Raw genomic sequence first — 25529 nt, forward strand, 5'->3', positions numbered from 1 at the left:
GATGGGGAAAATTTTCCGGCTGAAAGTCTGGGGCGAGTATGCGCTGTTTACCAGGGTGGAAGCAAAAGTGGAACGGGTATCTTATCCCGTAATGACTCCGTCTGCGGCAAGGGGTATTTTAACAGGGATTTTTTGGAAGCCGGAATTCAAATGGCGAATAAAAAGCATCCACGTCTTGAAGCCCATTCAGTATTATTCCATTTTGCGGAATGAAGTTGCTTCAATTGTACCCAGTAATATTGTCACAAGCAAGCGGGACTATTTCACAGATGATGACCGGCAGTTACGCCATTCAATCATGCTGCGAGACGTTGCCTATATTATAACGGCAGAAATGCATCTAATGAACCCGACGATGGAAAATAAGAGGAAGTATGCATCCATGTTTTTGCGGAGAGTGGCCAAAGGGCAGTGCTTTTATCGCCCTTATCTCGGGACAAGGGAATGTTCACTTCACTTTTCCCTGCCTGAAGACGATGATCAGGCAATACCCGATACAATGGATATTGGCCCAATGTTATTCGACTTAAAATATCCCGCAGATCCCGGACAAAAAAATGCGCGTGCGATCCCCTATTTCTTTAATGCCAAATTGGACCGGGGTATATTGCATGTGCCCGAGTATTTATATAAGGAGGTGGATGGCTGAATGTATATGCGCAGATTGGTGGAGTTCGCCGAACAGCATGCCAATGATTTGCCGCCTGTCGGATATGCCCGGAGAAGTTATCAATGGTTTGTTGTAATTACACATGATGACCGTTTTGAATTTATTCAGGCTGATCGGGGGGAACAGCGTGTTATCCCAAATCGCAGCCGTGCATCGGGTGTGTCGCCTATTTTGCTTACTGACAAGGCGGAGTATGTATTCAAGCTGCCTAAAAATCCCGCCAATGCAAAAAGAGCAGCGGAATGCCACCTTGCATATATGAAGTTATTGAAAGAATGCTGTGAGGCCACACGCAATGAACTTGTTCAAAAGATCGTGCAGATATTGGAAAGGCAAGACTGGCAGATTCCAGACGGTATGAAATCTACTGATGTGATCTTGTTTCGGACGGAAGCGGGCGATTTTCCCCATGAAGACAATAAAGTAAAAAAGTTTTGGGAGGATTTTCTAATAAAGAATAGCTCAAAGGAAGAGAACGATAGTGTTTGCTTCATTTGCGGACGTTCTGCACCGGCAGTAAAACGCCATACCATTGAATTTTCTGTGGGAAAAGAAAGGACAAAGCTTATTTCTGCCAATGAAAGTGCCTATCTTTCATACGGATTGGAAAACTCGGAGATTGCACCTACTTGTTTTGAATGTGAACAAAAATACGGGCAAGCGCTCTCGTACTTATTGAGAAAATATGCAAACAAAAAGCAGCACGGCGGCCCGCATATGATGGAAATCGGCAATGTAACATACGTTTATTGGGCAAGGCAAAACGATCCGGAAACGACCAGCATGTTTACGTTTCTATCCGACCCGGATCCTGTTGCAGTCCGGAGAATTCTATCATCGCCGTTCAAACGGGCCGAAAATCACGGTTCTTTAGATCGTATATGTATTTTAGCACTTTCAGCAAACAAGGCCAGAATGGTTGTCCGCGACTATGCAGAGCCGCCTGTATGGAAGGTGAAAAACCAAATCCGGCAATTTTTTGATGCACAACAAATTGTGGGAGCGCCAAAACCGGCCAGCATTTATTTATTGGCGGCGTGCATGTACCGTGACGGCAGAAAGGAAATGCAGAAGGAAGATGTTCAGGACTGGATGAACTGGGCCATTTACGGGAAAAGGCTCTCCGGGCGGATTATAGCAAAAATGGTAAAAAGAATTCAGGCAAGAGGCGGTATGGCATGGATACATGCAGCAGCAATAAAAAGCTGGTTGATTAGTCAAAAAAAGGAGGAATGGACAGTGGATTTGGATCAAGCCAGAGTCACGCCGGCTTACTTGTGCGGCAGGTTGTTTGCGGTATTGGAAGCGGTACAATACGAAGCAGTAAAGGGAAACGAAACGATTGCTTCAAGGTTCTATGCGGCAGCTTCATCTACTCCAAGGACAATTTTCGGGCTTTTAATGAGAAATAGCAAATGGCATTTAAGTAAAATTAGTAAAGAAAACAAAGGATATGAAGTTCGTTATCAGCAAAGGATTCAATTAATAACCGGCCAATTGAAAGAATTCCCAGCTGTCCTTGATTTGCAAGGACAGGCTGAGTTTGCGCTAGGCTACTATCATGAAAGACAAGATATATACAAGAAAAAAGAAAATATGCCTGCTGATGCTGCCAATGTAAGTGATTTAAATAAAACCGTTGTTGAGGGGGAGTAATACATGAACATAAATTCAATTATTGATCCAAACAAACGCTATGATTTTGTGCTCGTTTTTGATGTGACGGATGGAAATCCGAACGGTGATCCGGATGCAGGCAATCTGCCGAGAATTGATCCGGAAACAATGCAGGGTATCGTAACGGACGTTGCAATAAAAAGAAAAATAAGGGATTACATTTATTTGACCAGAGGGCATTTGGAAGGTTTTGATATTTATGTCAAGCATCGCGGGATTCTCACAAAGGAGCAGAAGAAGGCTTATGAACAATTAGAAAAACAGGAAAACGACGACAGCCCGAAAACAGTAAAAGATGCGCGGCAGTGGATGTGCGAACATTATTTTGATACACGTATGTTTGGCGCTGTAATGTCCACAAAAAAATTTAATGCAGGTCAAGTGCGGGGAGCTGTCCAACTGACATTCGCACGCTCGGTTGATCCTATTTTTCCTGCTGAATCGAGTATTACTCGTGTTGCACTAACGAATGCTGATGATATTAAAAGCGGGAAAGCTACTGATGAAGAGGCACGTACTGGCCAAATGGGGAGAAAAGCCTATGTGCCATACGGTTTATATATCGCCTATGGTTTTTATACACCATCATTTGCAGTTCAGACAGGAGTAAGAGAAGAGGATTTAAAAGGACTGTGGGAGTCGCTTATTAACATGTGGGATCTGGATCATTCAGCCTCCCGCGGCCGGATGGCATGCCGGGGATTATATGTATTTTCACATGAAAGTTACTTAGGCAATGCGCCATCTAACCAATTGTTTGAAAAAATTGAAATCCATCGCATTGATCAACATAAGGTTGCAAGATCATATAAAGATTATGCCGTCGTTTTTGATGAAAAGATGCCAGAGGGAGTAACACTGCACAAAATTGCAAATTCCTTTAAAGATGCTAAAGTTGTCAACTGAGTTGCTGTTTTTGGATACGGATCCTTTCTTCAGTGTCGTTCTTTATTGAAGGAGAAGCTTAACAGAGGCTTATAACCTGTAAAACATAATAACCATTAGAAATAGTTTAATGTTAATTGCGTTACGACCGTGGACTATGATGTTGCTGCGTTTTAACACTCTGTTTTATGCAAAATAGCAGCCTTGTAATGAGAATTGCTTTTTGGCGCAACTGTGCGAATGGAGAGTATACATGAATTTCCCGTGGGATTCGCACCAGGAATCCCCTTGCTTTTTTTCAAATTACGGAATTTTTGCATGGATAAATTTAGAATAATATGGAAAAAACACAGTTATTCGTCAAAAAACATCAAATTTCTACAAGGTTATAGCTGTCACACTCCTCGTGAGTGTGTGAATTGAAATAAAAACAAGTGTTTCATAGTTGAATGTCCCGTCCGTCACACTCCTCGTGAGTGTGTGAATTGAAATCTGCCGTCCCACTCGTCCAAGTCTACATACTGATGTCACACTCCTCGTGAGTGTGTGAATTGAAATTGATGGAAATGGATGCCGCTCAAAATTACGACCCGTCACACTCCTCGTGAGTGTGTGAATTGAAATCATTCCGGAATGGGAAAACCGGTCAAACAGACGTGTCACACTCCTCGTGAGTGTGTGAATTGAAATAGCCACCTCCGTTATTTGACCCATTTTGTACCGCGTCACACTCCTCGTGAGTGTGTGAATTGAAATATCATCCGATTTGTTTAATAGCGCTGGAGAGCTCGTCACACTCCTCGTGAGTGTGTGAATTGAAATCCCAAAACCTTCGTTTTGGGGTCGCCGTCCGGGGGGTCACACTCCTCGTGAGTGTGTGAATTGAAATCCCAACTCTCATCCCAGTATAAGCTAATGTCAAGTCACACTCCTCGTGAGTGTGTGAATTGAAATCGCGATTGGTAGCCACGGGCATTGTGCTGATGGTGTCACACTCCTCGTGAGTGTGTGAATTGAAATATAATTGTCAACCCCTTATCATCATCTATGTATCGTCACACTCCTCGTGAGTGTGTGAATTGAAATTAATACTGCGATTTTTTCCTTCGCGTTCATAATCGTCACACTCCTCGTGAGTGTGTGAATTGAAATTTATAATTTTGTTAGCAGGCGTTCCAATTGTCCAGTCACACTCCTCGTGAGTGTGTGAATTGAAATCCAGCAGGTGAACGAATTGCAGCCAAAAGCATCGTCACACTCCTCGTGAGTGTGTGAATTGAAATGATGAAGGGTAACGGCTACAAGAAGGCGAAAGTCGGTCACACTCCTCGTGAGTGTGTGAATTGAAATATTGAAAAAACGAATTTGCCAGCCGAAGAAATTAAATTCACACTCCTCGTGAGTGTGTGAATTGAAATCCACAGCTTTTGTTCGCTCTCCGGTACCGGGAAGGGTCACACTCCTCGTGAGTGTGGGGATTGAAATCAAACGGGTTATCGGTAAAATGGCTGACGGCGGCGTCACACTCCTCATGAGTGTAGAAATTGAAAAAAATAAACGCAGCAGGAAACAATGGAACAGAGCCGAACAGTCACTTTACGCATGAAATAATTGTGAAAAAGGAGAGATCCGGGGGCGTAATCAGTGATATTCTATCCAAAGAATAAATTCGTTCGTTACGCGTGTTCCGGCGTTAAGGCGTCAAGCGTGAACCATGATTCGTTCGCAACCAGTTGTAAATAGTGAGTGTCAAGCAATTTGATATGCTCAAATCTAAGCAGCAAGCCCCCAGATCTCCTTTTCCTTGCCGGCATGAGATCCGGCGGCAAAAGGCGGAATCCAAGCTCCGCCCCTTGCCGCCGGGTCTCATGCCGGGTGTTTACTGGTACTCCTCTACAAAGTCCAGGTCAACCGCTGCGTTAAAATTGGCTTTATCAATCAGTATCGACAAACGGTTGGCTTCTTTTTCGGTTTTTTCAGCCTGCTTTTTAACCGCAGGGGGGTCAAACAGCGCTTTCTTGTAGACAACATTTGCGTCAAAAGCGCCTCTTGCTATCCGTTCCACTTGTTGGCTGTTGCCAAACTCTTGGAGCATTTCAGCTTCGGCGCGAAGTTGTTTCACAAGCTCTAGCGCCTCTACGATGGATATTTTTTCACCCTTCCATTCAATCGTTGTGCGTAAGTTGGATGCTGCCAGTGCCTTTGTGACCGCCCGGTAGTGGTTTCGCACTTGCTGAATTTCCGCGCTCACCACCTGAAATGTTCGTGCATGCGGCGTATATTTTTCCCCTTTTTCAAATTCAACGTAGGCAATCTGGTTTCGCTCCTGGATCAAGTCATGCAGTTTTTTCGATACCGCATTTTTAAGCAGCCGTGCTTCCGCGACCGTGATTTGCATTTAACGCCCCACTCCCCTCTGACTTTTTCTATTTGCTATTATTATACAATTCCTGCTTTTAAGAGTGCAATGGTGGATTTGTAGTTCTTGCGGCCGTCATCTCTTTTTATTTTGAGGTTGCTGAACAAGCGGCATTCTCAAAGTTAAAAATGATTCCGTAGATTTTGTCGAACTTTAAATGCAATACAGAAAAAAACTTTGCACTCGAAAGCATTTTAACGGTTAGAAGAGGACAAAATCACCCCCTTTTTGAGATATTTCTTCTATTGGTGGTAAACATTCAAGCCGGCTTGCTGGGTAAATCGGTTAAAATGCCTAAATCCGATTCGTTCAGCAATTTCTATTGTGGATCGATTTTTTTTGTGCCAACTGTTGAATCCGAATGAAAAGGAGAGCCGGCCCGTCCATTTACAGTCTGAAATCTGGCCGGGAATCCACTTGCTTCAAGATGGAAAAGATATTGTATAGATTCTATTCAAATTATTGGGCATTCGTATTTTTTAAAGATAAAATGGAATTATGTATTTATAAATTTTGTCATTATTAGAGGAGGCGGATGAGTTTCTCTCGCTTTTGCCGGGGTAAAATAAAATTTTCATCAAATTTTTCATATCATGCTTTTTGAAATTTTCAACTTGGCCAACACAGAAAAAAGAAAGAAGGATCTTGTATGAACACGATGCATCGTAAGTTGGGAACTTTTGCGCTTACCATGACCGGCCTTGGGTCCATCATCGGATCCGGCTGGTTGTTTGGTGCCTGGAAAGCAGCTACGATTGCCGGCCCGGCAGCCATTTTTGCCTGGGTGATCGGGATGGTTGTTATTTTGTTTATTGCCCTTTCTTACAGTGAACTGGGGGCCATGTTTCCGGTAGCGGGGGGAATGGTAAAATACACCCAATATTCCCATGGTTCTTTTGTTGGCTTCCTTGCTGCATGGGCGAACTGGATTGCCATTGTTTCCGTTATTCCGAGTGAGGCCATGGCTTCTGTGCAGTATATGAGCTCATGGCATTGGAGCTGGGCACAGAGTTTGGCACATAACGGAATGCTGACGCCAAAAGGACTCGGTCTTGCTTCTTTACTGCTGTTGATTTATTTTTTTCTGAATTACTGGGCAGTCAGTTTATTTGCAAGGGTAAACTCACTTATCACAATATTCAAAATAATTATTCCAGGGTTGACGATTTTTGCACTTCTGATTGTCGGGTTCCATGGCAGCAATTTTACATACGGCCAAGCTTTTGCCCCGTATGGATGGTCAAGTGTGCTTACGGCGGTGGCGACATCCGGGATTGTGTTCGCATTTAACGGCTTTCAAAGCCCGATCAATATGGCGGGCGAAGCGAGAAAGCCGGGCCGGTCGATCCCGATTGCAGTCGTGGGATCTGTTTTAATTGCAACGGTGATTTACGTTCTGTTGCAGATTGCGTTTATCGGGGGTGTCAGCCCTTCTGTCCTGGCACATGGCTGGAATCATTTGAATTTTAACTCCCCGTTTGCAGATCTTGCCATTGCGTTAAATATTAACTGGCTCGTAATTGTCTTGTATTTGGATGCCTTTGTTTCTCCATCCGGCACCGGGATAACCTATACTGCAACAACGGCACGCATGCTGTATGGCATGGAGAAAAATGGATATTTGCCGCGGTTTATCGGCAAACTGCATCCGGTTTATGGCATTCCGCGCCCGGCGATGTTTGTCAATTTAGCCATCTGTTTTATTTTCCTGTTTGTGTTTAAAGGCTGGGGTTCACTGGCAGAGGTCATTTCTGTTGCAACGTTGATTTCTTATATCACCGGGCCTGTGACTGTCATGGCTTTGCGAAAAACTGCGGGGTACTTGTACCGTCCGCTCCGGGTGAAAGGCATGCAGATCATTGCGCCATGCGGCTTTATTTTTGCTTCGTTGACGCTGTACTGGGCACGGTGGCCGCTTACCGGGGAAGTTTTCCTCATCATCATGATCGGGCTTCCTATTTATTTTTACTATCAGGCGAAAAGGAAATGGAAGTCTTTTTCGAAAAATTTCAAGTCCGGCATTTGGATGGTCGCCTATCTGATTGTGATGATGGGCATCTCTTATTTTGGAAGTGAGAAATTTGGCGGCCTTAACATGATCCCGTACGGCTGGGACATGGTCCTCATTGCTTTCGTTTCGCTCGGTTTTTACATCTGGGCAGTGAAAAGCGGATACGAAACACCTGACCTGCTTGAAGCTGCAAAATTAAACAAAGCTTTGAAAGAGCACGACATGGGTGTGGATGATGATGAAAATGGAAACGGGAAACGAAACCCGGCTTATTCAACGGATTGGCCACACTGATTATCGTAGAATTTGTCTAACAGGGGAATCCCTTAAAACACGTACAAAAAGCAGCAACCCATTTATTATTGAAAAACTGAATACCAAAAAAGCGCAGCTGAACCACTGCGCTTTTTATGCCTTTTTATTTCACTTTCACCGTCCGGTATCCACTGCTGTTGCCGGATTTATCTGTAGCTTTTACTTTGACCACAGTCCCTTTTTTCTTCGGGCTGATTTTTATTTTGTAACTACCATGTTTATCAGCTTTGGCAGAGCCGATTTTTTTACTGCCGGTATAAGCGGTGACCGTTGCATATGCTTCCGTTTTTCCGGTGATATAACGGGAAGTGTGGCTGACAGTGTTAACAGACGGTGTACTTGGTGCAATTCTGTCAACCACCGTCACGCTTTTTGTTCCACTTTTGCCATAGGTGTTTGTAGCATACACATAAATTTTTGTTCCGGCTTTTTGTTTAGGAATAGAAACTTTATAGTCGCCTTTGTTGTTGCTTTTGCCTTTATAGGTTTTGGAACCGGCTTTAACATAAACCGTGCAGTTTGCGTCTGTCTTGCCAGATACACTTGTACTATTGGTACTTACCGTATTAATAGATGGTGCAGAAGGGTACAAAGGTGCATTGACGGATAAAACGTACTTGCCGGTATTATAATCACTGCTAATTTTTAAATAGTATGTTCCCGCTGGCAGGCTCTCACTTTTGTTCCATTGTTTAGGTGTTTCAATGGAGCCGTCGTAAATATAGTCGTCCCAGATGTTGTTTCCGTTCGCATCTATAAGATCCACATAGGCCCAATCTATACTGGAGTCAAGACTGATTTTAAGGTTTCCTGCTTTTGGCAGGTTTACTTTATAAACGTCCGTATCGTCACTCCAGCTCAAAAAACCGGTTACTTTTTGGCCGTTTGACAGCTCCTGTGCCTGAGATGTACTGTTATTTGGCTCCACTTCATTATTTCCTGCTGGTGTGTAATTGACATATAAATTGTATTTACCCGTATAACCGCTGGAATTAGAAATCTTGATATAATAGGTTCCTGCCTCCAGATCAACACTCTTTGACCATTGCTTCGGCGTTTGAGAGGATTCACCATATATGTCTTCATCTCCCCAAACATCATTTCCATTTTCATCCAGAAGATTCAGCGAAACATTATAAATGTTTGAATCTACGTGAACATCAATGGTGCCTGCTTGTTTCAAAATGAATTTATAGCAATCCGTATCATCATTTAAGCTAAGAAAACCGTTGATTTTCTGGGTATTGAGTGTAATAGGCTGTGCTTGTGATGTGCCATTGTTCGGCTCTGTTTCATTGTTTCCAGCAGTATTAAATCCAACCTTTAAATCATATTTTCCAGTATAGTCACTGGATTGGGAAATCTTGATGTAATAGATCCCGGCCTCCAAATCAGCTTGATCCGACCATTGTTTTGGCGTGGAAGCAGATCCATCGTAAATGTCTCTGCTATAACCCCATACACTCTCTCCATTTTCATCTGTCAGATCCAAGATAACAGCTTCGATATACGAGTTTAAATTGACTTTCACTGTACCAGCCGAAGGCAGTGTAATTTTATAGACTTGCTCAGCATTTTTGTTACTTAGGGCTTGCTGAATAAGCAAAAGTCCTAGACTTGGTAAGGATACTGACAGCTTTGGCCGAACTTTAAATGCAAGGGTTTTATAAAAAATGCAGGAAAAACTTTGCACTCTAAAGCTGATTCAACATACAGAGAGGACAGAATAAAGCATTTTCGCAGATGCATTCTCCTATGATATTGAGGTAGAGCTTGCTGACAAATCAGATACAAGCCATAATCGGATTCGTTCAGCAAGCCCTACTTATTGTGTTAGTAACTGTCGTATTAAAGTTTAAAGTTTGCGTGGTGCTCGCAGAAGCATGACCTGTTTGTAAAACAAGTGCTGGTAAAATTAATGCAATTGCCAAGACCAAGTAAATGGTTTTCTTTATAACCTTCACTATTCAACCCCTCCAGTATCGACAAATTAAAAATAAGTGGGAAAACACGTCTCCTTTCTTTGCAAAATTAAAAAAACTAATTCTATTATAAAAGAAATTGGAAAAATAAACCACAATTTTTATAGGGCTTTTGTATGAGAGCCTCTGCCAAAATAAAAATATACCCTTGAGCGAGGCTCTGGAAAATTAATTATCCCGATTTTTTTTTGCCTTTTCATCCAGATTTTCAATTTACATCCAGATTTTCAATTCAATAGAAGTAAAACGGTCATTTTTCTTCAAAAAAAGGGCATACGTATCCCGCCTTCACAAAATGGTTTTTTTCACTACCCTTTGTGGAAAGAAAACGTTCATTTGAGTTATTCACATATCCACCTGTGAATAACTTAATTTGCTCTTTGCAGCCGATTGCGTGTCCATCCACAATTGGCCTTTCCAGTCTGATGGTACGCCATATTTGCCATGATATGCATAGATATCATGCATCGATCTACATGAGCTTCAACTGCCTGTTTCCCACGCTTGTGAACACGACGGAGACTGTATCCGTCTTTTAGAATGCCAAAGATTCTTTCGATGATCGTCCTGGCACTATATAACACTTCAAATGTGCGACCATGTTGAGGCAACTCGACATCTACTTGAGGCGTTTGATCAAAGTCTATCCTAAATACTCTTCCTTGTGCTGCCCCATTACAACATTCCGCGTGATTCGCTAGCGGGCAGGTGAGACCTTCTTGCTTGGCATTTGGATGAAATACAGGACAAGTGTAAATATATTGCCCCTTTTCCCGATCAGATCCTCTAAGTTCCATTTTATGTCCACTGATACAGATGGGAGTGCCGTACCGGTTGATTTTTTCAATCCCCCGGGCGGTAGTTGGTTTATCTTTACGGTTCCGTGGATTGATCGGTGCCACCAATTTCGCCTGTAATACATCCTTTGTCACTTTTTGATTTTCCGGCGTTTGGTAGATTCCATCTGCCAGGATAAAGCTCAACTGCTCAGCCATCTCGGGGTGCTCTGCCTTAAACGTTTCCAATGTCGGTTCTAATGTTTTCCCATCGGGTGTATTTCCTTTAAATACTTCCCGCGTCAAAGGCAAACCGGATTTCACCCCGCATACCATTGATAATTTATGCGCAATATAGGAGACTGCATTACTTTTACGCATTACCCCTACATTGTCGTCCGTAAGGACTCTGGGGCAATCGCAATCACCCTCACAAGAACACGTCTTCCTTGTTTTATTCAAGGTTGCTTCTGCCTCTATATGCGATGTATCCACGGCGGCTGCTTCCTCATTCGTTTCAACCACGCCTTCCCCTTTATTATATTCAACAACCAATAGCCGGGCTTTTTCCCAAAGACCATTTGTTGTCATGATTTGATCAAAACGAGCAAAGGACCGGTAGCTCGGAATTTTCTCTGTAAATCCACACATGGTGGCAAATAGCGGGTTTGATTTCACTTGCAAATAGACACTCTCCACCATCACTTCAATATACTGTAAAGAGGCCAGTTCAAAAGCACGAAAAAAGGGCATGAAAGGATGCGGTTTTCTCCCAGTGGAAGGGAGATGAAATAATGAAGACGCAGACTTGTCTTCTTCCTCCGTTATTGAAAATAGTGCCGGTTGTATTTCATTAGAAGGATCATGTGCTCTTTCATTTTTTAGGTGCAAATATAAAAGGGTGTAGTATTCTCGTTCAATCGGCTTAAAAATCTCCCATGGGAAACACATGGCTGGAATGACAAATGGTATATCGGCATAGTCTTGCCAATTGTGGGGAATCAAATTTTGTTGTATTGAAAAGTCTCTGGTTTGTGTTAGAATAGAACTAGTCATGAAATCACTCCCTGGATATTTGGTGGTACTTATATCTTAACAAAGGAGTGGCTTTCATGGCTCTTTTTTTTTTCAAAAAAAAATCATCCTTTTCCGTTTTACAATATTTACCACAGGAATGAGTAGCTTAATCTATTGAAACCCGACTAAAATGGAAAAATTTAGACACTTATAATAAATAAATTTACCCCATTAAAATCAAAAACTCACAATTTATTTTTACATTTGTCATAATGTTCCTACAAACGTCTTTTTTCTTTAGTGGAATAAATCAACGACCTTTAATTGTCTGACTGCTTACAGTTTCAGGGGATATAGCATTTTGGCAAGGGCTCTGAGGGATTTATCGTATTTTTAAAGCTACAAATCCTGTTTTCCAGAGTAGTTCGGGAATTCCGGGGAAGTCAGTTAGTACCAGCGGGGCTGCAGCTGGGTTCCGTTTAAAAGTGGGGATTTTCAATCTGAAAAAAATATGAGAAGGTTCTTCATAGGACAGGAAACTATGGCCCCATTGTTTGGTAACAGACAAATTTTCAACTTGTGGCATCATGGGGAAGGTGAGATATCATATGAATAAGTTGCCAGCTACAACAAAATTTTGTCGAATTGTATAGTCTTGGATGGAAAAATGTTATATAATTTAAATAGTTTACACATAAATGATTTTGGAGGAAATGATGAAAAAACTGAGGATCTTTTTATCCATTTTACTGGCGGTTGTTGTATTGGGCGGCGGTGTAGCTTATTTTGCTTACCAAAAGCTGCAGCCGGAGAACCATTTTAAAAACGTGCCGACCGTTTCTAAAACAAGGAACAACCCGGGCAGCCAAGGGACAACAACACCCAAAATGAAGGAAAACGTATTCAATGTCCTTTTACTCGGTTCAGACGAACGGAAAGGGCAGAAGGTAGGACATTCGGATTCGATTATCTTGCTTCATGTCGATCTGAATAAGCACAAGTATAACATGGCCAGCATTCCCCGTGACACGCGCGTGTATCTTGATGGCTACGGCTATACGAAACTGACAAGCGTGCAATATATTAAACAAGCAACAGGTGGCACAACAGCCGGGATTAAAGCCGCTATCAATTCAATCAGCCAATTGACAGGCGTACCGGTCAACTATTATGTGGAAACGAATTATGAAGGCTTGCAGTCGATGGTGGATGCGCTGGGGACGATTGACGTGGATGTGCCGTTTGATGTAAAACTGACGCACCCCTGGTACCCGGAAAACAATGGAAAAGTCATCGCGCAAGGCACGCAGACGCTTGACGGGGAGATGGTGACAGAGCTTGTACATGAACGCTATTCGTTGAAAAACGTGGACTATGACCGCCAGCTGTTGCAGGCAAAAGTGCTGATCGGTATTGCCAAAACCGCACTCCAGCCGAAAAATTTAACAAAACTGCCGAATCTGGTGGACAAATCATCTGATTTTGTCATTGCTACCAATATGTCCAAAACAGATATCGCAAGCCTCGGCCTTCTTGTAAAAAATCTCAACACAGATAAGCAAGTGACCTATTACCAGCTGAAAGGCACTTCTAAAAGCATGTATGACGATATTTTAAAAAACAACAACTCGGAAATCGTCCTTGACCAGACGGCATTGAAAAAGACCATGAAGCACTTTGAATAAAAGGATTCGGAATGGGGGATTGTGATTTGCATGATGGAGCTGGGATAAGCGGCATTTTCCGACGAGACGAAGTACGTGGAAAGGGAAGCAGTGTAAGGATGATAAAAAGATGCCGTTGTTTGGTACGGCATCTTTTTATCATTATGAAGCTAAAGCGGGAAAGCTGCTCTGTTGTTTTAAAAGGGAAACGATCACGAGGCCCACTGCTGTTTTTGGATCCAACAATATACCCGTTAAGGCAAATCGTTGCCGGCAGCAAAATAAATATCATACCAGTCCCGGCGGGTAAGGCTTACTTTTGATGCTTCTGTGACTTTTTTCAGCCTTTCCGGGTTCATTGTTCCGACAATGACTTGGATTTTCGCCGGGTGCCTTAAAATCCATGCGGTTGCGACGGCCTCTTTGGAGACGCCTTGTGCTTGCGCCAATTGGCCGAGTTTTTCGTTCAATTCCGGGAATTTTGGATCGTCGATAAAGACGCCTTCAAAGAACCCGTACTGGAATGGCGACCAAGCTTGAATGGTGATATCATGCAGGCGGGAATATTCCAGAATTCCGCCGTCATGGTTGATGCTGCGTTCGTCTTTCATATTGACGTGCATCCCGAAGTCAATCATGCCGGTGTGCGCGATGCTGAATTGCAACTGGTTGACAATCAGTTTTTGAGAAACGAATTTTTGGACAAGTTCTACCTGGTACGGATGGAAGTTGCTGACCCCGAACTGGCGGACTTTGCCGGCATCTTGCAGTTCTGAAAAAGCTTCGGCAACTTCTTCCGGTTCCATTAATGGATCAGGGCGGTGTAGCAGGAGTATATCCAGGTAATCGGTTTGGAGCCGTTCCAGAATACCGTCAACCGCTTGTAAAATATGCGATTTGGAAAAATCATACATTTTATCGCCGATGCCGCATTTTGATTGTAGAATGATATCTTCCCGTTTGATGGAACTGTTTTTCAGCGCATTTGCAAAAATTTTCTCTGATTCTCCTTTTCCGTATATATCGGCATGATCAAAGAAATTGATGCCATGCTCGACTGCTGTTTCAATCATCGTTTGTGCCTCTTTTTCCGATAACGCATTCATCCGCATGCAGCCTAAAGCAACTTCTGATCCCAATATACCGCTCTTGCCAAGATTGATATGATTCAACTTCATACCTCCTGTAAAATTCTTCACAATTTTATTATGAGTTTGGATCGTCTGCTAAGTCAATGAAAAGCACTTGCACGACCGGGAAATGGCGGATCAAATTTGCAAATTGCAGATAGTAAAATCCACTTGAAAATAGGGCGAGTGTCCTTTAAAATAAAACTGAAAAATAAGAAAAAGAGTGAGCGATTTGCCATTGGAACTGGTAATGGAAAAACAGGCCGGTTACAACGTGCATGACCGTTTGTTTAAGGAGCTGATCCAGAACTTTTTTAAGGAATTTATGGAAGCGTTCTTCCCGGATGTGTCAGCGGATCTTGACTACCGCCGGGTGAGGTTTTTGTCGCAGGAACAGTTTACGGACTTTCCGGGCGGCGAACAAAAACGGGTTGACATCCTTGCCGAGACGAAGGTAAAAGGCAAAGACACCGTGATTCTCATCCATGTAGAGCCCCAGTCGTATTACCAGAAACTTTTTCCTGAGCGACTATTTCGCTATTACATGATGGTCAGCCTCAGGCACCGGAAACCAGTATTGCCGATTGCCATATTCAGTTATGAGGAGAAAACAGAGACCCCCGATACGTACACCTTTGCCTTCCACAACATCGAAATTCTTCGTTTTCACTATTTATCCATTCATCTGATTAAGAAAAACTGGAGAGATTATATCCGGAGCAACAATCCCGTTGCCGCAGCATTGCTGAGCAAAATGGGGTATACAAAAAAAGAGCGGGTGCAGGTCAAACTGGAGTTTCTGCGGATGCTGGCCCGGATGGAACTCGACCCTGCAAAAATGAGGCTGTTATATGGTTTCTTTGATTTTTATTTAAAACTGAATGAAAAAGAGGAGGCGGAAGTAATGGAAAACATTAAAATGCTGGATCCGGATGAAGCAGAGCAAGTATTGAAGCTGCCGAATTCTTACTTTGACCGCGGGTATAGGAAGGGAAAAGAAGAAGGAAGAGAAGAAGGTGAAGAAAAGTTAAAAAGATTTATTGTCAACTTGTTAAAATATCAAGTGGATTTGAAGATCATTGCCCAAGCATCCGGCTTGAGTGAAGAGGAGATCCTGAAAATCAAAAGGCAGATAGAGGGGGAAAAGCATTGAGCCCGGTTTGTGACGAAGCAGAACAAGTACTAAAGCTGCCGAATTCTTACTTTGACCGCGGGTATAGGAAGGGAAAAGAAGAAGGAAGGGAAGAAGGAAGAGAAGAAGGTGAAGAAAAGTTAAAAAGATTTATTGCCAACTTGTTAAAAAATCAAGTGGATTTGAAGATCATTGCCCAAGCATCCGGCTTGAGTGAAGAGGAGATCCTGAAAATCAAAAGGCAGATAGAGGGGGGAAGCATTGAGCCCGGTTTGTGACGAAGCAGAACAAGTAATAAAGCTGCCGAATTCTTACCTTGACCGCGGGTATAGGAAGGGAAAAAATGAAGGAAGAGAAGAATTGTTACAAACGATTCCAATTTCACGTTTTAAATCAAGCGTAATGCTTTTTTTTATTCCGGTTGGCGCATAAATAGTAAGCGCTTACGTTTTGCTGGAACGGCGGCCCCCATCCCCGTGTTTCGTCACTCCCGCCGGGTGCTTCGACTTTGATCACTTCTGCACCGAGATCGCCAAGGATCATTGTGCAAAAAGGCCCGGCCAGCACCCTTGTTAAGTCAAGCACTTTTATCCCGGACAATGCGGCTTTCAATCTATCCACCCCTTTCAAAAAATAGAAAAAACCAGCATTTGCATCCAAAAGGCACGGATAAAAATGACTGGTTTTTTCTGCCGAACAACTTATCTTGCGGAATAAGCAGGCAGAATAAACAGTTATGTCTTTCATCAACAGGATTGCCCCCGGCTGGCTTTGTTCACGTATTCCGGGGATGGAACATCGCACAAAGCTTGGCGGGTGTTATGTATATAGGATAATCCATTCCGGCAAAATTGTAAATTGTTTTTGAATATTTTTATTAAAAAATCAAAGTAAACAGGTGACATCCCTGTACGGTTTATCAGCCAGCTTGGCCCTGCTGATTGCGGTTTATGGTGCATTCGCATAGCGCGTGGTTGATTGGATTTTCATCATACCAGTGCGTGTTGAATGCCAATATCTGGAAAAATTGTTTGCTTTATTTTTGACCGCCGAATTGGGGAATGTTAAATTAGAGGAAAATGGTTTTTCAGGAGGGATTTTCATGGAGGGGAATAAAAAACAGATCCGGCTGGCAAGAAGGCCTGTTGGAACGCCAACGATGGAAGATTTTGCTTTTACCGAAGCGCCAATTGGCACACCGGGTGAAGGCGAAGTGCTGATTCGGAATGTGTATATCTCCGTCGATCCGTACTTAAGGGGCAGAATGGAGGATGTGAAATCGTATATCCCACCGTTTCAGCTGAATGATGTCATTGTAAGCGGCGTGATCGGACAGGTTGTCGCATCCAAGTCCGCCCAATTTGCCAAGGGCGACATCGTGATCGGCTCACTTGGCTGGGAAACATATTCGCTTGCGCATGAAAAAATGATCCGGAAGCTGGATCCCGATCTTGCGCCCGTTACGGCCAATCTTGGCATCATTGGAATGACCGGGCTTACCGCGTATTTCGGCCTGATCGATATCGGGAAGCCGAAATCAGGCGAAACGGTGGTTGTATCGGGTGCTGCAGGGGCGGTCGGCTCCGCTGTCGGCCAGATTGCAAAAATCAAAGGGGCGCGTGCTGTCGGAATTGCCGGATCCGAGAAAAAATGCCGCTACCTGACAGAAGCATTAGGGTTTGATGCTGCCATTAATTATAAAACGGAAAATGTCGGAAAGGCACTGAAGGAAGCCTGCCCTGACGGTGTTGATGTATATTTTGACAATGTCGGCGGTGAAATTTCCGACGCGGTCTTCCCGCTGTTGAACAATTTTGCGCGCATTCCGGTATGCGGCGCCATATCCGCTTACAATAAAACAGAGCCGGATGTCGGGCCGCGTGTACAGAGTTATTTAATCAAAACGAGTTCGCTGATGCAGGGTTTTACAGTCGGCCATTACAGTTCCCGTTTTAAAGAAGCCGGCGCCCAGCTTGCCGCCTGGTTGAACGAAGGCAAATTAAAATATGAAGAAACGATAACAGAAGGTTTTGATTCGATCATTGACGCTTTTCTCGACTTGTTTAAAGGAAAAAATATCGGTAAGCAGCTGGTGAAAATCAGCGAATTTGAGTAATGTAGTGAGAAATAATGCATAATGGGTGCAGGCCGGCTGCACAAATTGGGGCATAACGATTCATGGATCAGGTATAGGGCGGGGATAAAGGCTGCCATACTTGACAACAAGTGATGTCCTTCTTTTGTGCGTTCCCCAGGCTATATGGAATTTTTCAATAGGATCCATCACAATGCAGCAGAAATTAAAAATACCGTTGTACCGGTGTATTGCTTTGCATCTTTTATATAGAAGAATTCAAAAACGGCCATTCAAAAATACTTTTGGATCGTGGCCGAATCTGTGTTTTTAAACCGGAGTGCAATGAGAGAAAGTCAGAGCAAGATGGTTTTTCCCAATGGTTTATCTGCTCCCAGGGTATTTCTGGAATTTTCTTGTTGGTTTTAAAAATCTTCTTTAACAGTATTTAGCAAAAGCCAAAAACAGAACAGGTTTCATGCAAGTCTACTTTTTTATTGGCAGATTTTTCATTATTTCACCACAAGAATCCGGCTGTGCAGAGGGGAAATCGTCAAATATCTTTACCTTGCACACGCCTGGTGATTCCGGTATGATAGGGGCACAATGGTGTCGGCGCAGGAGGATATAAAATTTGAGAGAACTGCTAACTAACCGGTTTGTCCGGATGATCTTCTTATCGGAATTATTTTTGCAAGCCGGGATCTGGGTACGGAATTTTGCCGTACTGTTGTTTGTTACAGATAAAACGAACGGAAATCCGCTTGCGGTATCGATGATTTCAGTCGCAGACTATTTGCCAATTTTCATCTTTAGTTTTATCGGCGGGGCATATGCGGACCGGTGGCAGCCAAAGAAAACGATGATCTGGTGCGATTTGCTTAGTGCCGCCTCGGTTTTTGCCGTGATCGGAGCGCTTATATTTGGTTCGTGGCAGGTGATCTTTTTTGCCATGCTCGTTTCTTCCACTTTATCGCAATTTTCGCAGCCGTCGGGATTAAAGCTGTTCAAAATGCATCTGGAAGAAAGCCTGATTCAGCAGGGGATGGCGGTGTACCAGACGATTTATGCCGTGTTCATGATTTTCGGCCCGGTGATCGGCACATTTGCTTATCAAAGGTTAGGAATTGATCTTTCGATAACCATTACCGGGGTGGCCTTCCTGCTCTCCGCAGCGACCTTGTCTTTTATTCCGCGCGATGAAAAAGTAAAAAAGGCCAAAAATATGACAAATATTTTCCAGGAAATGAAAAGCGGGGTTCGTTATGTGCTTGCAAAGAAGGAGCTCAGGCTGCTTGGCTGCGGATTTCTTACTGCCGGGCTCGGCGTTGGTTTCATTCAGCCAATGAATATTTTTCTTGTAACCGATCGTCTCGGCCTGCCGAAAGAATACCTCCAGTGGCTCGTGATGGTAAACGGGATCGGCATGATTGCAGGCGGCGCGTTTTCAATGTTTTTTTCAAGATCCACTTCCCCGCTTAAGTTGCTCGTTACCGGACTGCTCGCGAATGCCCTCGGGCTTGCGGTGATCGGCGCGTCAACTTCTCTTTGGCTGACGCTTGCTGCGGAGCTGGTTTCCGGCCTGTTCTTGCCAAGCATTCAAATCGGGATCAGCACAATGGTTTTACAAAATACGGAATCGGACTATATTGGCAGGGTGAACGGCACGCTTTACCCGCTTTTCACGGGGGCAATGGTGATCACGATGAGCCTTGCCGGCCTGGTGAAAGTATGGCTGTCGGTGACGGCTGTTTTTGAAATTGCGGCGTTATTTTTTATCATCGGCCTCTGCTTTGCCTTCCCGTTAATGAAAGAAAGATCACACGCGAGGTGAAGTCTTTGCGGGATAGGCAAGAGGCAAACATATTTGCAAAAAAAGTTTTCCAAAAGAGGATGTGAATGCTAAACTAAAGTAGACCATTCCTGCTAGATAAAAATGAACACTTTTACTGAGATATGGGGGCAGGTATTTTGCATTTGATAGGTGTTGCCCCGGGGAGGGGCAACACCTATCAAATGCATCGACGTTATTCCCCTGATAATAATTCCCTCGATACGATATAATAATATAGTTTGATTTATATTGTTATGGAGGAAGTAAAGGTGGACAAATGGGAAATGTACATGAAGATCAAGCAATTAAAAGAACAAGGATTTAAGATAAGAAGAATAGCCAGAAAGCTTGGTATATCAAGAACCACAGTATATAAATATCTGGAAAAGTCTCCGGAAGAAATGGCTTTGTGGGAGGCCTCAACAAAGACTCGAACTAAGAAGCTCGATGCTTATGAAATGATTATTCATACTTGGCTGAGTGAAAACCCAGATGTGTCTTCGGCACAGATCCATGATTGGTTGATGGAGCACTACCCTAAACTAATTGTTGGGGAAAGTACGGTACGTAGTTATGTCAAAGAACTTCGTGAAAAATATGCCATACCAAAAGAGACACATCAACGGGTTTATCAAGCGATACCTGACCCGCCAATGGGGCAACAAGCTCAGGTAGACTTCGGGAAAACCAATCAGAAAACGCCTCAAGGTAAATGTGTAAAATTGTATTTTATAAGCTTTGTGTTATCGCATTCTAGATATAAGTATGTTGAATGGCTGGACAGGCCTTTTACGACAAAAGATATGATTCGCATGCATGAGCACGCTTTCCAATACTTTGGAGGGATGACCGATGAACTGGTATATGATCAGGATGCCCTGCTCATGGTAAACGAGAATGCGGGAGATTTAATTCTGACAAAGGAATTTCAGTCTTATCGGGAAGCGAGAAAATTGAAGGTCTATTTCTGCAGAAAAGCTGACCCGGAAAGCAAAGGGCGAATTGAGAATGTCGTTGGTTATGTGAAGGGCAATTTCGCCAAACACCGCATCTTTCAAAATATTGATCAATGGAATGAAAGCTGCATATCCTGGCTGGAGAGGACTGGGAACCGAAAAGTGCATAATACAACAAAAAAAAGGCCAGTTGAAGTGTTTACATTGGAAAAGCAACACCTCAAACCGGTTATCAAAGAAATTACTACTACAAGTATTAATTCTAGTATAACAAGAACAGTGCGTAAGGACAATACGATCGTCTATCAATCCAATCGCTATTCGGTTCCTCTCGGAACCTATCAAAAAGATAAAGATGTCTATATTGAAATAACAGCTGAGAATCGTCTGGTAATACGTGAACAAACAGATGGGCCAGTTATTGCCAACCATATCATTTCATTCGAGAGAGGAAAACTTATACAAGATAGGCAGCACACACGAGATCGTACTAAAGGGATAGCTGCGTATATTTCCACTGTATCTTCGTATTTTACAGATGAAGAAAGGGCTAAAGCTTTTCTGGAAGAAATTCATCACAGATATCCACGTTATGTTCGGGATCAGCTGGGAATCGTTTTAAAGATGTCTAAAGCTTCTGATCAAAGAACTAGGGATGAAGCATTGTGCGAATGCATCAAACGTGGGATATACAGTGCGAGTGAATATAGTGACGTACTGGCATTCATTCAGCGACAGCAGCAACAAAAAGAGGAATTTAAACGGGCAGAAGAGGAGATTAAGGCATTGCATGGCATAGAACCTTCACTTCTGGATACACAGCCGGAGAACCGGGAATTAGCACAATATTTGGATGTGTTGAAAGGAGCAACAAAGTATGACACAGTCACTTGAACAACTTCAGCAGCAGCTTCGAACATTGCGATTATCAGAGACGGCAAATCATTTGCCATCTCTGATTCAAGAAGCTGAATCACAAGATTGGACATACCGCACTTTTCTGGAACATCTGACTAGCTATGAGTTGGAACGCCGAGATGAGAAATTGATTGAAAAACGATTAAAATGGGCAACGTTTCCGTTTTACAAGACAATAGATGCATTCCAAGTAGACGAGCAACAATCGCTAAGTAGGAGACAGATCAATCAGTTAAAAGAATTCACATGGCTTGATCAGCTTTTTAATTTAATTATTCTGGGACCGCCTGGAGTAGGAAAAACACATTTGGCAACGGGATTAGGGATAGAGGCAATTCATCAGGGCTACAAAGTTTCTTTTATCTCCATGGGGCAGCTTATCCAAACATTGAAGACGGAAGATGTTACCCGAAAATCGCAAACAAGAATGAAGCGCATCCGGGATTCAAACCTGGTCATCATTGATGACTTGATGTTCATGGCCATGGATTCACGGGAGGCAAATTTGTTTTTCCATTTAATTAACGACTTGTATGACAATGCTTCTGTCATTCTAACTTCTAATAAGGGCCCAAATGAATGGGGTGAACTATTGGGGGATCCAGGTATTACGACAGCTATTTTGGACAGATTATTACACCGAGCAGAAGTCATCCATTTTAGGAACGATGACAGCTATCGTATGAAACATCGATCATCCATTTTTATGAAAAAAAGTGTTCAAAATTAATTAGCAAAAAGTGTTCAATTTTACTTGACGGCTACAGAGGATGCTTCGAAACGGCGGAAGCACCCTTTTTCGTATATCGTTCTATAAAAATGAATGGACAGCAGGGCAGTGAAAGGGGAATAAAAGCCTTGATTTCGAATCGGCAAAAACAAATATTATGGTTGTTACAAAAGTCGGATGGCCCTCTGAATGCGAAGGCCATCGGGGAGCGGCTGGGCATTAGCGACCGGACGGTAAGGGAGGAAATTCGGCAAATTCAACAGAAAAGCGATGAGCTTGGCGTAAAATGGAAATAAAGGAATGCTGCGGGCAAATTCGTTTTGTTCCCATGGCCGGCAACCTGTTTTCCCACAGGCTGCCAGGAACAGGCGGAAAGGAAATATTACGGCCTTTGCATGATTCGTTTAGGGCTTACTGAACAAATCAGATAGTTGAAGTTGCTGCCTAACGCAAATTTTATAAAACTTCTTATTCAAAATGTTTCCTAGCATCATGATTTACACTCCTGCCGGCCGTTCACATTTATGCTGTTACTTTGTGCTTAGTTTGTGCTCAAGCTGTTGTACAATTTGCGCGTGTTTTTCTTCTGACAGCTTGATTTTGAAAAAGTAGAGCAATGCTGCAATGGCAATTAAAATCATCGGGCCGAAGAAAATGAAAAGTTTAAAGATGGACAGCCCATGGCTTGAGATATCACTCGGGAGGGCATTCCCTGTCATACCGGCAAGTACGGCCGCTATCCCGACAATCCCGTTGGAAAAGGCGCCGGCCAGTTTATCAAGCAAAGGGCGTACGGCTAATGTGACAGACTCATTCCGGTTCCCAATTTTTAATTGCCCGTATTCCACACTGTCAGTAATCGTCATAAGCGCGGCCAGGAAAATCATCGGATAAGGGAAAAAGTACAGCGAAACAGCAACCAAAACAGGAATTAAATGATGCCCGGCCGTTAAAAACAGCACGTAACCGCAAAGCATGAATATAATGCCGCCGGTGTAAATGGTTTTGCGTTTCACCCATTTCACCATGACCGGGAACAGGGCAACAGATACCATTCCTAAGATGGCCGTAATCACGCCGACTAAATAATAATCACTCTGTCTTCCTAACACATATCTAAAATAGTAAATTAAAAGCGAGTTTGTAATCGTATACCCGAAGGCAAAAAGAAAATAAGAGAGTGCCAGCCACATTAACTGGTCATTTTTGCCGAGCACTTTAAACACATCGCGAAGGCGAATCTTCTCGGCGCTTTCCCGGATCAAGTTCTTTGTTTCTTTCGTCCCCCAAATGGTGGCCATCGCCCCTAAAAAAGAGACAAGCGCAATGACAATTGCAAAACCGAGCCACCCGGCGCGTGTTTCCGTCTCACCTGATGTACCGGAAAAAATATGGGAGAAAAAAGTAACGAGCGGTACAACCGCGATGACAACGCCCTGGGCTCCTAACGTAGAGCCGAAACGGGAAATCGTGCCGAATTTGGCCCTTTTATCCGAATCAATCGTTAAAGCCGGCAGCATCGACCAGAAAGAAATATCCTTAATAGAATAAAATACATCAAGAATCACAAAAATAATGCCAAATAGAATCAAATAAAGATACGGGCTTTTTGTCGTTAAGCCGCCTAAATTGGTAAAAATAAGAATCAGCCCGATTGAACTTACAGCCGCCCCGGTAAACAGCCATGGTTTAAATTTTCCGTAACGCGTTTCCGTATTGTCAATGATGCCGCCAATAAACGGATCTAACGTGATTTCAGCGATACGGATCACGACGATCATGGTCGTTACAATCCCAATCATTTTCGCACCCAATCCCGAATGGCTGTTGTCAAAAAGCTGGCTGGTGACAAAGATCATAAAATAGGTGCTTAAAGCGCTGTAAAAAGCATCATGTCCAAAAGCCCCGAGTGCATATGACAAATACTGTTTCAACTGTTTCATTCTTAACTCCTCCTGCCTGGGTTTGCCTGTATAAAGCTTCATAATTTTTACTAAAAATTTTGGAGTTTCAAACGAGAATAATAGAGGAAAACCATAAAAGCGCTAACATAAACCGCTTACAAAGAAAGGATATGCCAATCTAACCGCGATGTCAAGTGATTTTTAGTAAAGTTTTACTAAAATGCGACGTACTTTTCTCTACGAACATGTTCCACGTTTTCCAAAAGGAGAAAGCCTCTTTCCGGCTCGTCCGCCATGCCCACACCGGCATCAAGGATGAACGGATGAAAGAGATTCTCGCTTATATTGGGAAAAATTACCGTAAACCGATTACACTCGCGGAAATCGCCAACCGTCATTATTTGTCGCTTTACTACTTATCCCGCTATTTCAAAGAACAAGTGGGTGCCAGTTTCTCCCAATATATTAAACAGCTCCGTTTGAAATCGGCAGTCCGCGAGCTTATTTATACGGACCACCCGATTACCCGGATTTCCCTGAACAATGGTTTCCCAAATGTAAAGGCATTCAATAAAGCTTTTAAAGAAAAATACCGGCAAACGCCTTCCGAATATCGCCGTTTTCACCAAATCGAACTTTCGGATACGGAGGAAGGGCGAGGAAAGAAAAAATCCACATTGCTGAAGTCGCCCCAATTTTTCATGGAAGTCAGCAAATACATTTCGGACCGGGAAAAAAGCACGATGCTGACGGAACTGGCGGTCTCCACCGTCTATATCGATCTGCCGCCGGAGCCTGTGTTCACTGGCGAAAAAGGTGCAAAAATACTGGCAATTGGGAACCTGGAATATGCTTTGCATGAAGAGGTACAGGCGGAGTTGAGGCTCGTCCAGGAGGAAATCGGATTTGACTATGTCTATTTTTCCAATCTGTTTTCGGACAGCTTTGCGATGACACCCCCCTCTATCAAATTGGCGGGCAATTTTACCAATTTTACCAGATGGATGCCCTGTTGAACAGTTTTCAACGGCTTGGGCTTGTGCCTTTCATTCGCGTGGAGGTTGAGAAAGAAGCAGCAGACAGTGCCGGATATTTAAAGAAGCTGGATGCCTTTTTACAGCACAGCCTTCAATACTTTGGCAGCCCTTTTGTCGAAAAATGGCGGTTTGAATTGGCTTTCAGGGAGTGGGGCGGCACGCAAAGAAACTTTTACCAGGCTTTTTATCAAACAGTGAAGAAGCGGGCTTCTGCTGTGAAAGTAGGCCTGCATGTGCCGGTTTCTCCGGAAGCTTCTAAGGCAGCCTTTTTGAAGCAAATTTCCGGCCAATGCGAGTTCGTTTGTTTCACTTGCAACCCCAATGAAAAAGTGGATTTTACCGATATGAATAACCGTACCTTTGAAGGTGTAAATATCCTCTTTTTGTAACCGCCGCAT

General features: G+C 43.2%; 19 protein-coding genes, 1 pseudogene and 1 CRISPR repeat array. Of the genes and pseudogenes, 14 read left to right on the forward strand and 6 right to left on the reverse strand.

What is annotated here, in order from left to right:
* The first annotated feature begins 1 nt into the window (after position 1).
* The 3 genes from cas5c to cas7c are packed head-to-tail and all read left to right on the forward strand — an operon-like array spanning position 2 to position 3253.
* Entirely contained in the window at positions 2-649 is a 648-nt protein-coding gene (cas5c, locus tag NSQ19_RS01965; protein WP_104851188.1) for a type I-C CRISPR-associated protein Cas5c, read from the forward strand.
* Positions 650-2326, forward strand: a complete 1677-nt coding sequence (gene cas8c / locus NSQ19_RS01970; RefSeq protein WP_328013449.1) for a type I-C CRISPR-associated protein Cas8c/Csd1 — start codon at positions 650-652, stop codon at positions 2324-2326. It begins immediately after the preceding gene.
* Between the two features lie 3 nt (positions 2327-2329).
* Positions 2330-3253 carry a type I-C CRISPR-associated protein Cas7/Csd2 gene (cas7c, locus tag NSQ19_RS01975; protein WP_017552738.1) on the forward strand — a complete coding sequence of 308 codons (924 nt, stop codon included), beginning with the start codon at positions 2330-2332 and terminating at the stop codon, positions 3251-3253.
* Between the two features lie 373 nt (positions 3254-3626).
* A CRISPR array of direct repeats spans positions 3627-4783; the repeat unit is 32 nt; unit sequence GTCACACTCCTCGTGAGTGTGTGAATTGAAAT.
* Between the two features lie 328 nt (positions 4784-5111).
* Here the strand turns inward: cas7c and NSQ19_RS01980 are convergent.
* The gene (locus tag NSQ19_RS01980; protein ID WP_017553320.1) at positions 5112-5630 is read right to left on the reverse strand and encodes a hypothetical protein; all 519 of its coding nucleotides are present in this window, start codon (positions 5628-5630) and stop codon (positions 5112-5114) included.
* Positions 5631-6300: 670 nt separating this feature from the next.
* On the opposite strand from NSQ19_RS01980, the gene NSQ19_RS01985 reads away from it, so the two are divergent.
* Positions 6301-7956 (forward strand): APC family permease, encoded by a 1656-nt coding sequence (locus tag NSQ19_RS01985; RefSeq protein ID WP_340702275.1) that lies wholly within the window; start codon positions 6301-6303, stop codon positions 7954-7956.
* A gap of 124 nt (positions 7957-8080) precedes the next feature.
* On the opposite strand, the gene NSQ19_RS01990 is transcribed toward NSQ19_RS01985, so the two are convergent.
* On the reverse strand, positions 8081-9469 hold the full coding sequence (locus NSQ19_RS01990) for an Ig-like domain-containing protein (RefSeq protein ID WP_340702276.1): 1389 nt from the start codon (positions 9467-9469) through the stop codon (positions 8081-8083).
* An 858-nt stretch (positions 9470-10327) separates the two neighbouring features.
* A complete protein-coding gene (locus NSQ19_RS01995; RefSeq protein WP_042512439.1) occupies positions 10328-11791 on the reverse strand; it encodes a transposase in 1464 nt (487 codons plus the stop codon).
* Positions 11792-12468: 677 nt separating this feature from the next.
* Between NSQ19_RS01995 and NSQ19_RS02000 the strand changes: the two genes are divergently transcribed.
* On the forward strand, positions 12469-13437 hold the full coding sequence (locus NSQ19_RS02000) for an LCP family protein (protein WP_340702277.1): 969 nt from the start codon (positions 12469-12471) through the stop codon (positions 13435-13437).
* A gap of 233 nt (positions 13438-13670) precedes the next feature.
* On the opposite strand, the gene NSQ19_RS02005 is transcribed toward NSQ19_RS02000, so the two are convergent.
* Positions 13671-14588 carry an aldo/keto reductase gene (locus NSQ19_RS02005; RefSeq protein ID WP_118499696.1) on the reverse strand — a complete coding sequence of 306 codons (918 nt, stop codon included), beginning with the start codon at positions 14586-14588 and terminating at the stop codon, positions 13671-13673.
* Between the two features lie 196 nt (positions 14589-14784).
* On the opposite strand from NSQ19_RS02005, the gene NSQ19_RS02010 reads away from it, so the two are divergent.
* On the forward strand, positions 14785-15699 hold the full coding sequence (locus NSQ19_RS02010; protein ID WP_340703160.1) for an Rpn family recombination-promoting nuclease/putative transposase: 915 nt from the start codon (positions 14785-14787) through the stop codon (positions 15697-15699).
* Positions 15696-15956 carry a hypothetical protein gene (locus NSQ19_RS02015; protein ID WP_340702278.1) on the forward strand — a complete coding sequence of 87 codons (261 nt, stop codon included), beginning with the start codon at positions 15696-15698 and terminating at the stop codon, positions 15954-15956. Before NSQ19_RS02010 ends, NSQ19_RS02015 begins: the two co-directional genes overlap by 4 nt.
* Before the next feature lie 96 nt (positions 15957-16052).
* Here the strand turns inward: NSQ19_RS02015 and NSQ19_RS02020 are convergent.
* Positions 16053-16290 (reverse strand): annotated as a pseudogene (locus tag NSQ19_RS02020) (CoA transferase); the annotation flags it as partial.
* Positions 16291-16780: 490 nt separating this feature from the next.
* Here NSQ19_RS02020 and NSQ19_RS02025 point away from each other — a divergent pair.
* The 5 genes from NSQ19_RS02025 (at position 16781) to NSQ19_RS02045 (ending at position 22486) form a co-directional block, all read left to right on the forward strand.
* Entirely contained in the window at positions 16781-17794 is a 1014-nt protein-coding gene (locus tag NSQ19_RS02025) for an NADP-dependent oxidoreductase (protein ID WP_019720364.1), read from the forward strand.
* Positions 17795-18386: 592 nt separating this feature from the next.
* Positions 18387-19586, forward strand: coding sequence for an MFS transporter (locus NSQ19_RS02030; RefSeq protein WP_029143032.1), 1200 nt, complete (start codon positions 18387-18389; stop codon positions 19584-19586).
* A 254-nt stretch (positions 19587-19840) separates the two neighbouring features.
* The gene (istA, locus tag NSQ19_RS02035) at positions 19841-21436 is read left to right on the forward strand and encodes an IS21 family transposase (protein ID WP_412734241.1); all 1596 of its coding nucleotides are present in this window, start codon (positions 19841-19843) and stop codon (positions 21434-21436) included.
* A complete protein-coding gene (istB, locus tag NSQ19_RS02040; protein WP_035191190.1) occupies positions 21420-22190 on the forward strand; it encodes an IS21-like element helper ATPase IstB in 771 nt (256 codons plus the stop codon). Before istA ends, istB begins: the two co-directional genes overlap by 17 nt.
* A gap of 89 nt (positions 22191-22279) precedes the next feature.
* Positions 22280-22486: an HTH domain-containing protein gene (locus tag NSQ19_RS02045; protein ID WP_327077200.1), complete on the forward strand. Its 207-nt coding sequence runs from the start codon at positions 22280-22282 to the stop codon at positions 22484-22486.
* A 234-nt stretch (positions 22487-22720) separates the two neighbouring features.
* Here the strand turns inward: NSQ19_RS02045 and NSQ19_RS02050 are convergent, their stop codons facing one another.
* A complete protein-coding gene (locus NSQ19_RS02050; protein WP_118499587.1) occupies positions 22721-24133 on the reverse strand; it encodes a glycoside-pentoside-hexuronide (GPH):cation symporter in 1413 nt (470 codons plus the stop codon).
* 284 nt (positions 24134-24417) lie between these two features.
* On the opposite strand from NSQ19_RS02050, the gene NSQ19_RS02055 reads away from it, so the two are divergent.
* Entirely contained in the window at positions 24418-25110 is a 693-nt protein-coding gene (locus NSQ19_RS02055) for a helix-turn-helix transcriptional regulator (protein WP_259299169.1), read from the forward strand.
* The gene (locus NSQ19_RS02060; RefSeq protein WP_259299168.1) at positions 25107-25520 is read left to right on the forward strand and encodes a hypothetical protein; all 414 of its coding nucleotides are present in this window, start codon (positions 25107-25109) and stop codon (positions 25518-25520) included. The genes NSQ19_RS02055 and NSQ19_RS02060 overlap by 4 nt, the downstream gene beginning before the upstream one ends.
* Positions 25521-25529 lie beyond the last annotated feature (9 nt).

Source organism: Weizmannia sp. FSL W8-1119, assembly GCF_038008605.1.
Taxonomy (GTDB): domain Bacteria; phylum Bacillota; class Bacilli; order Bacillales; family Bacillaceae_C; genus Weizmannia; species Weizmannia coagulans.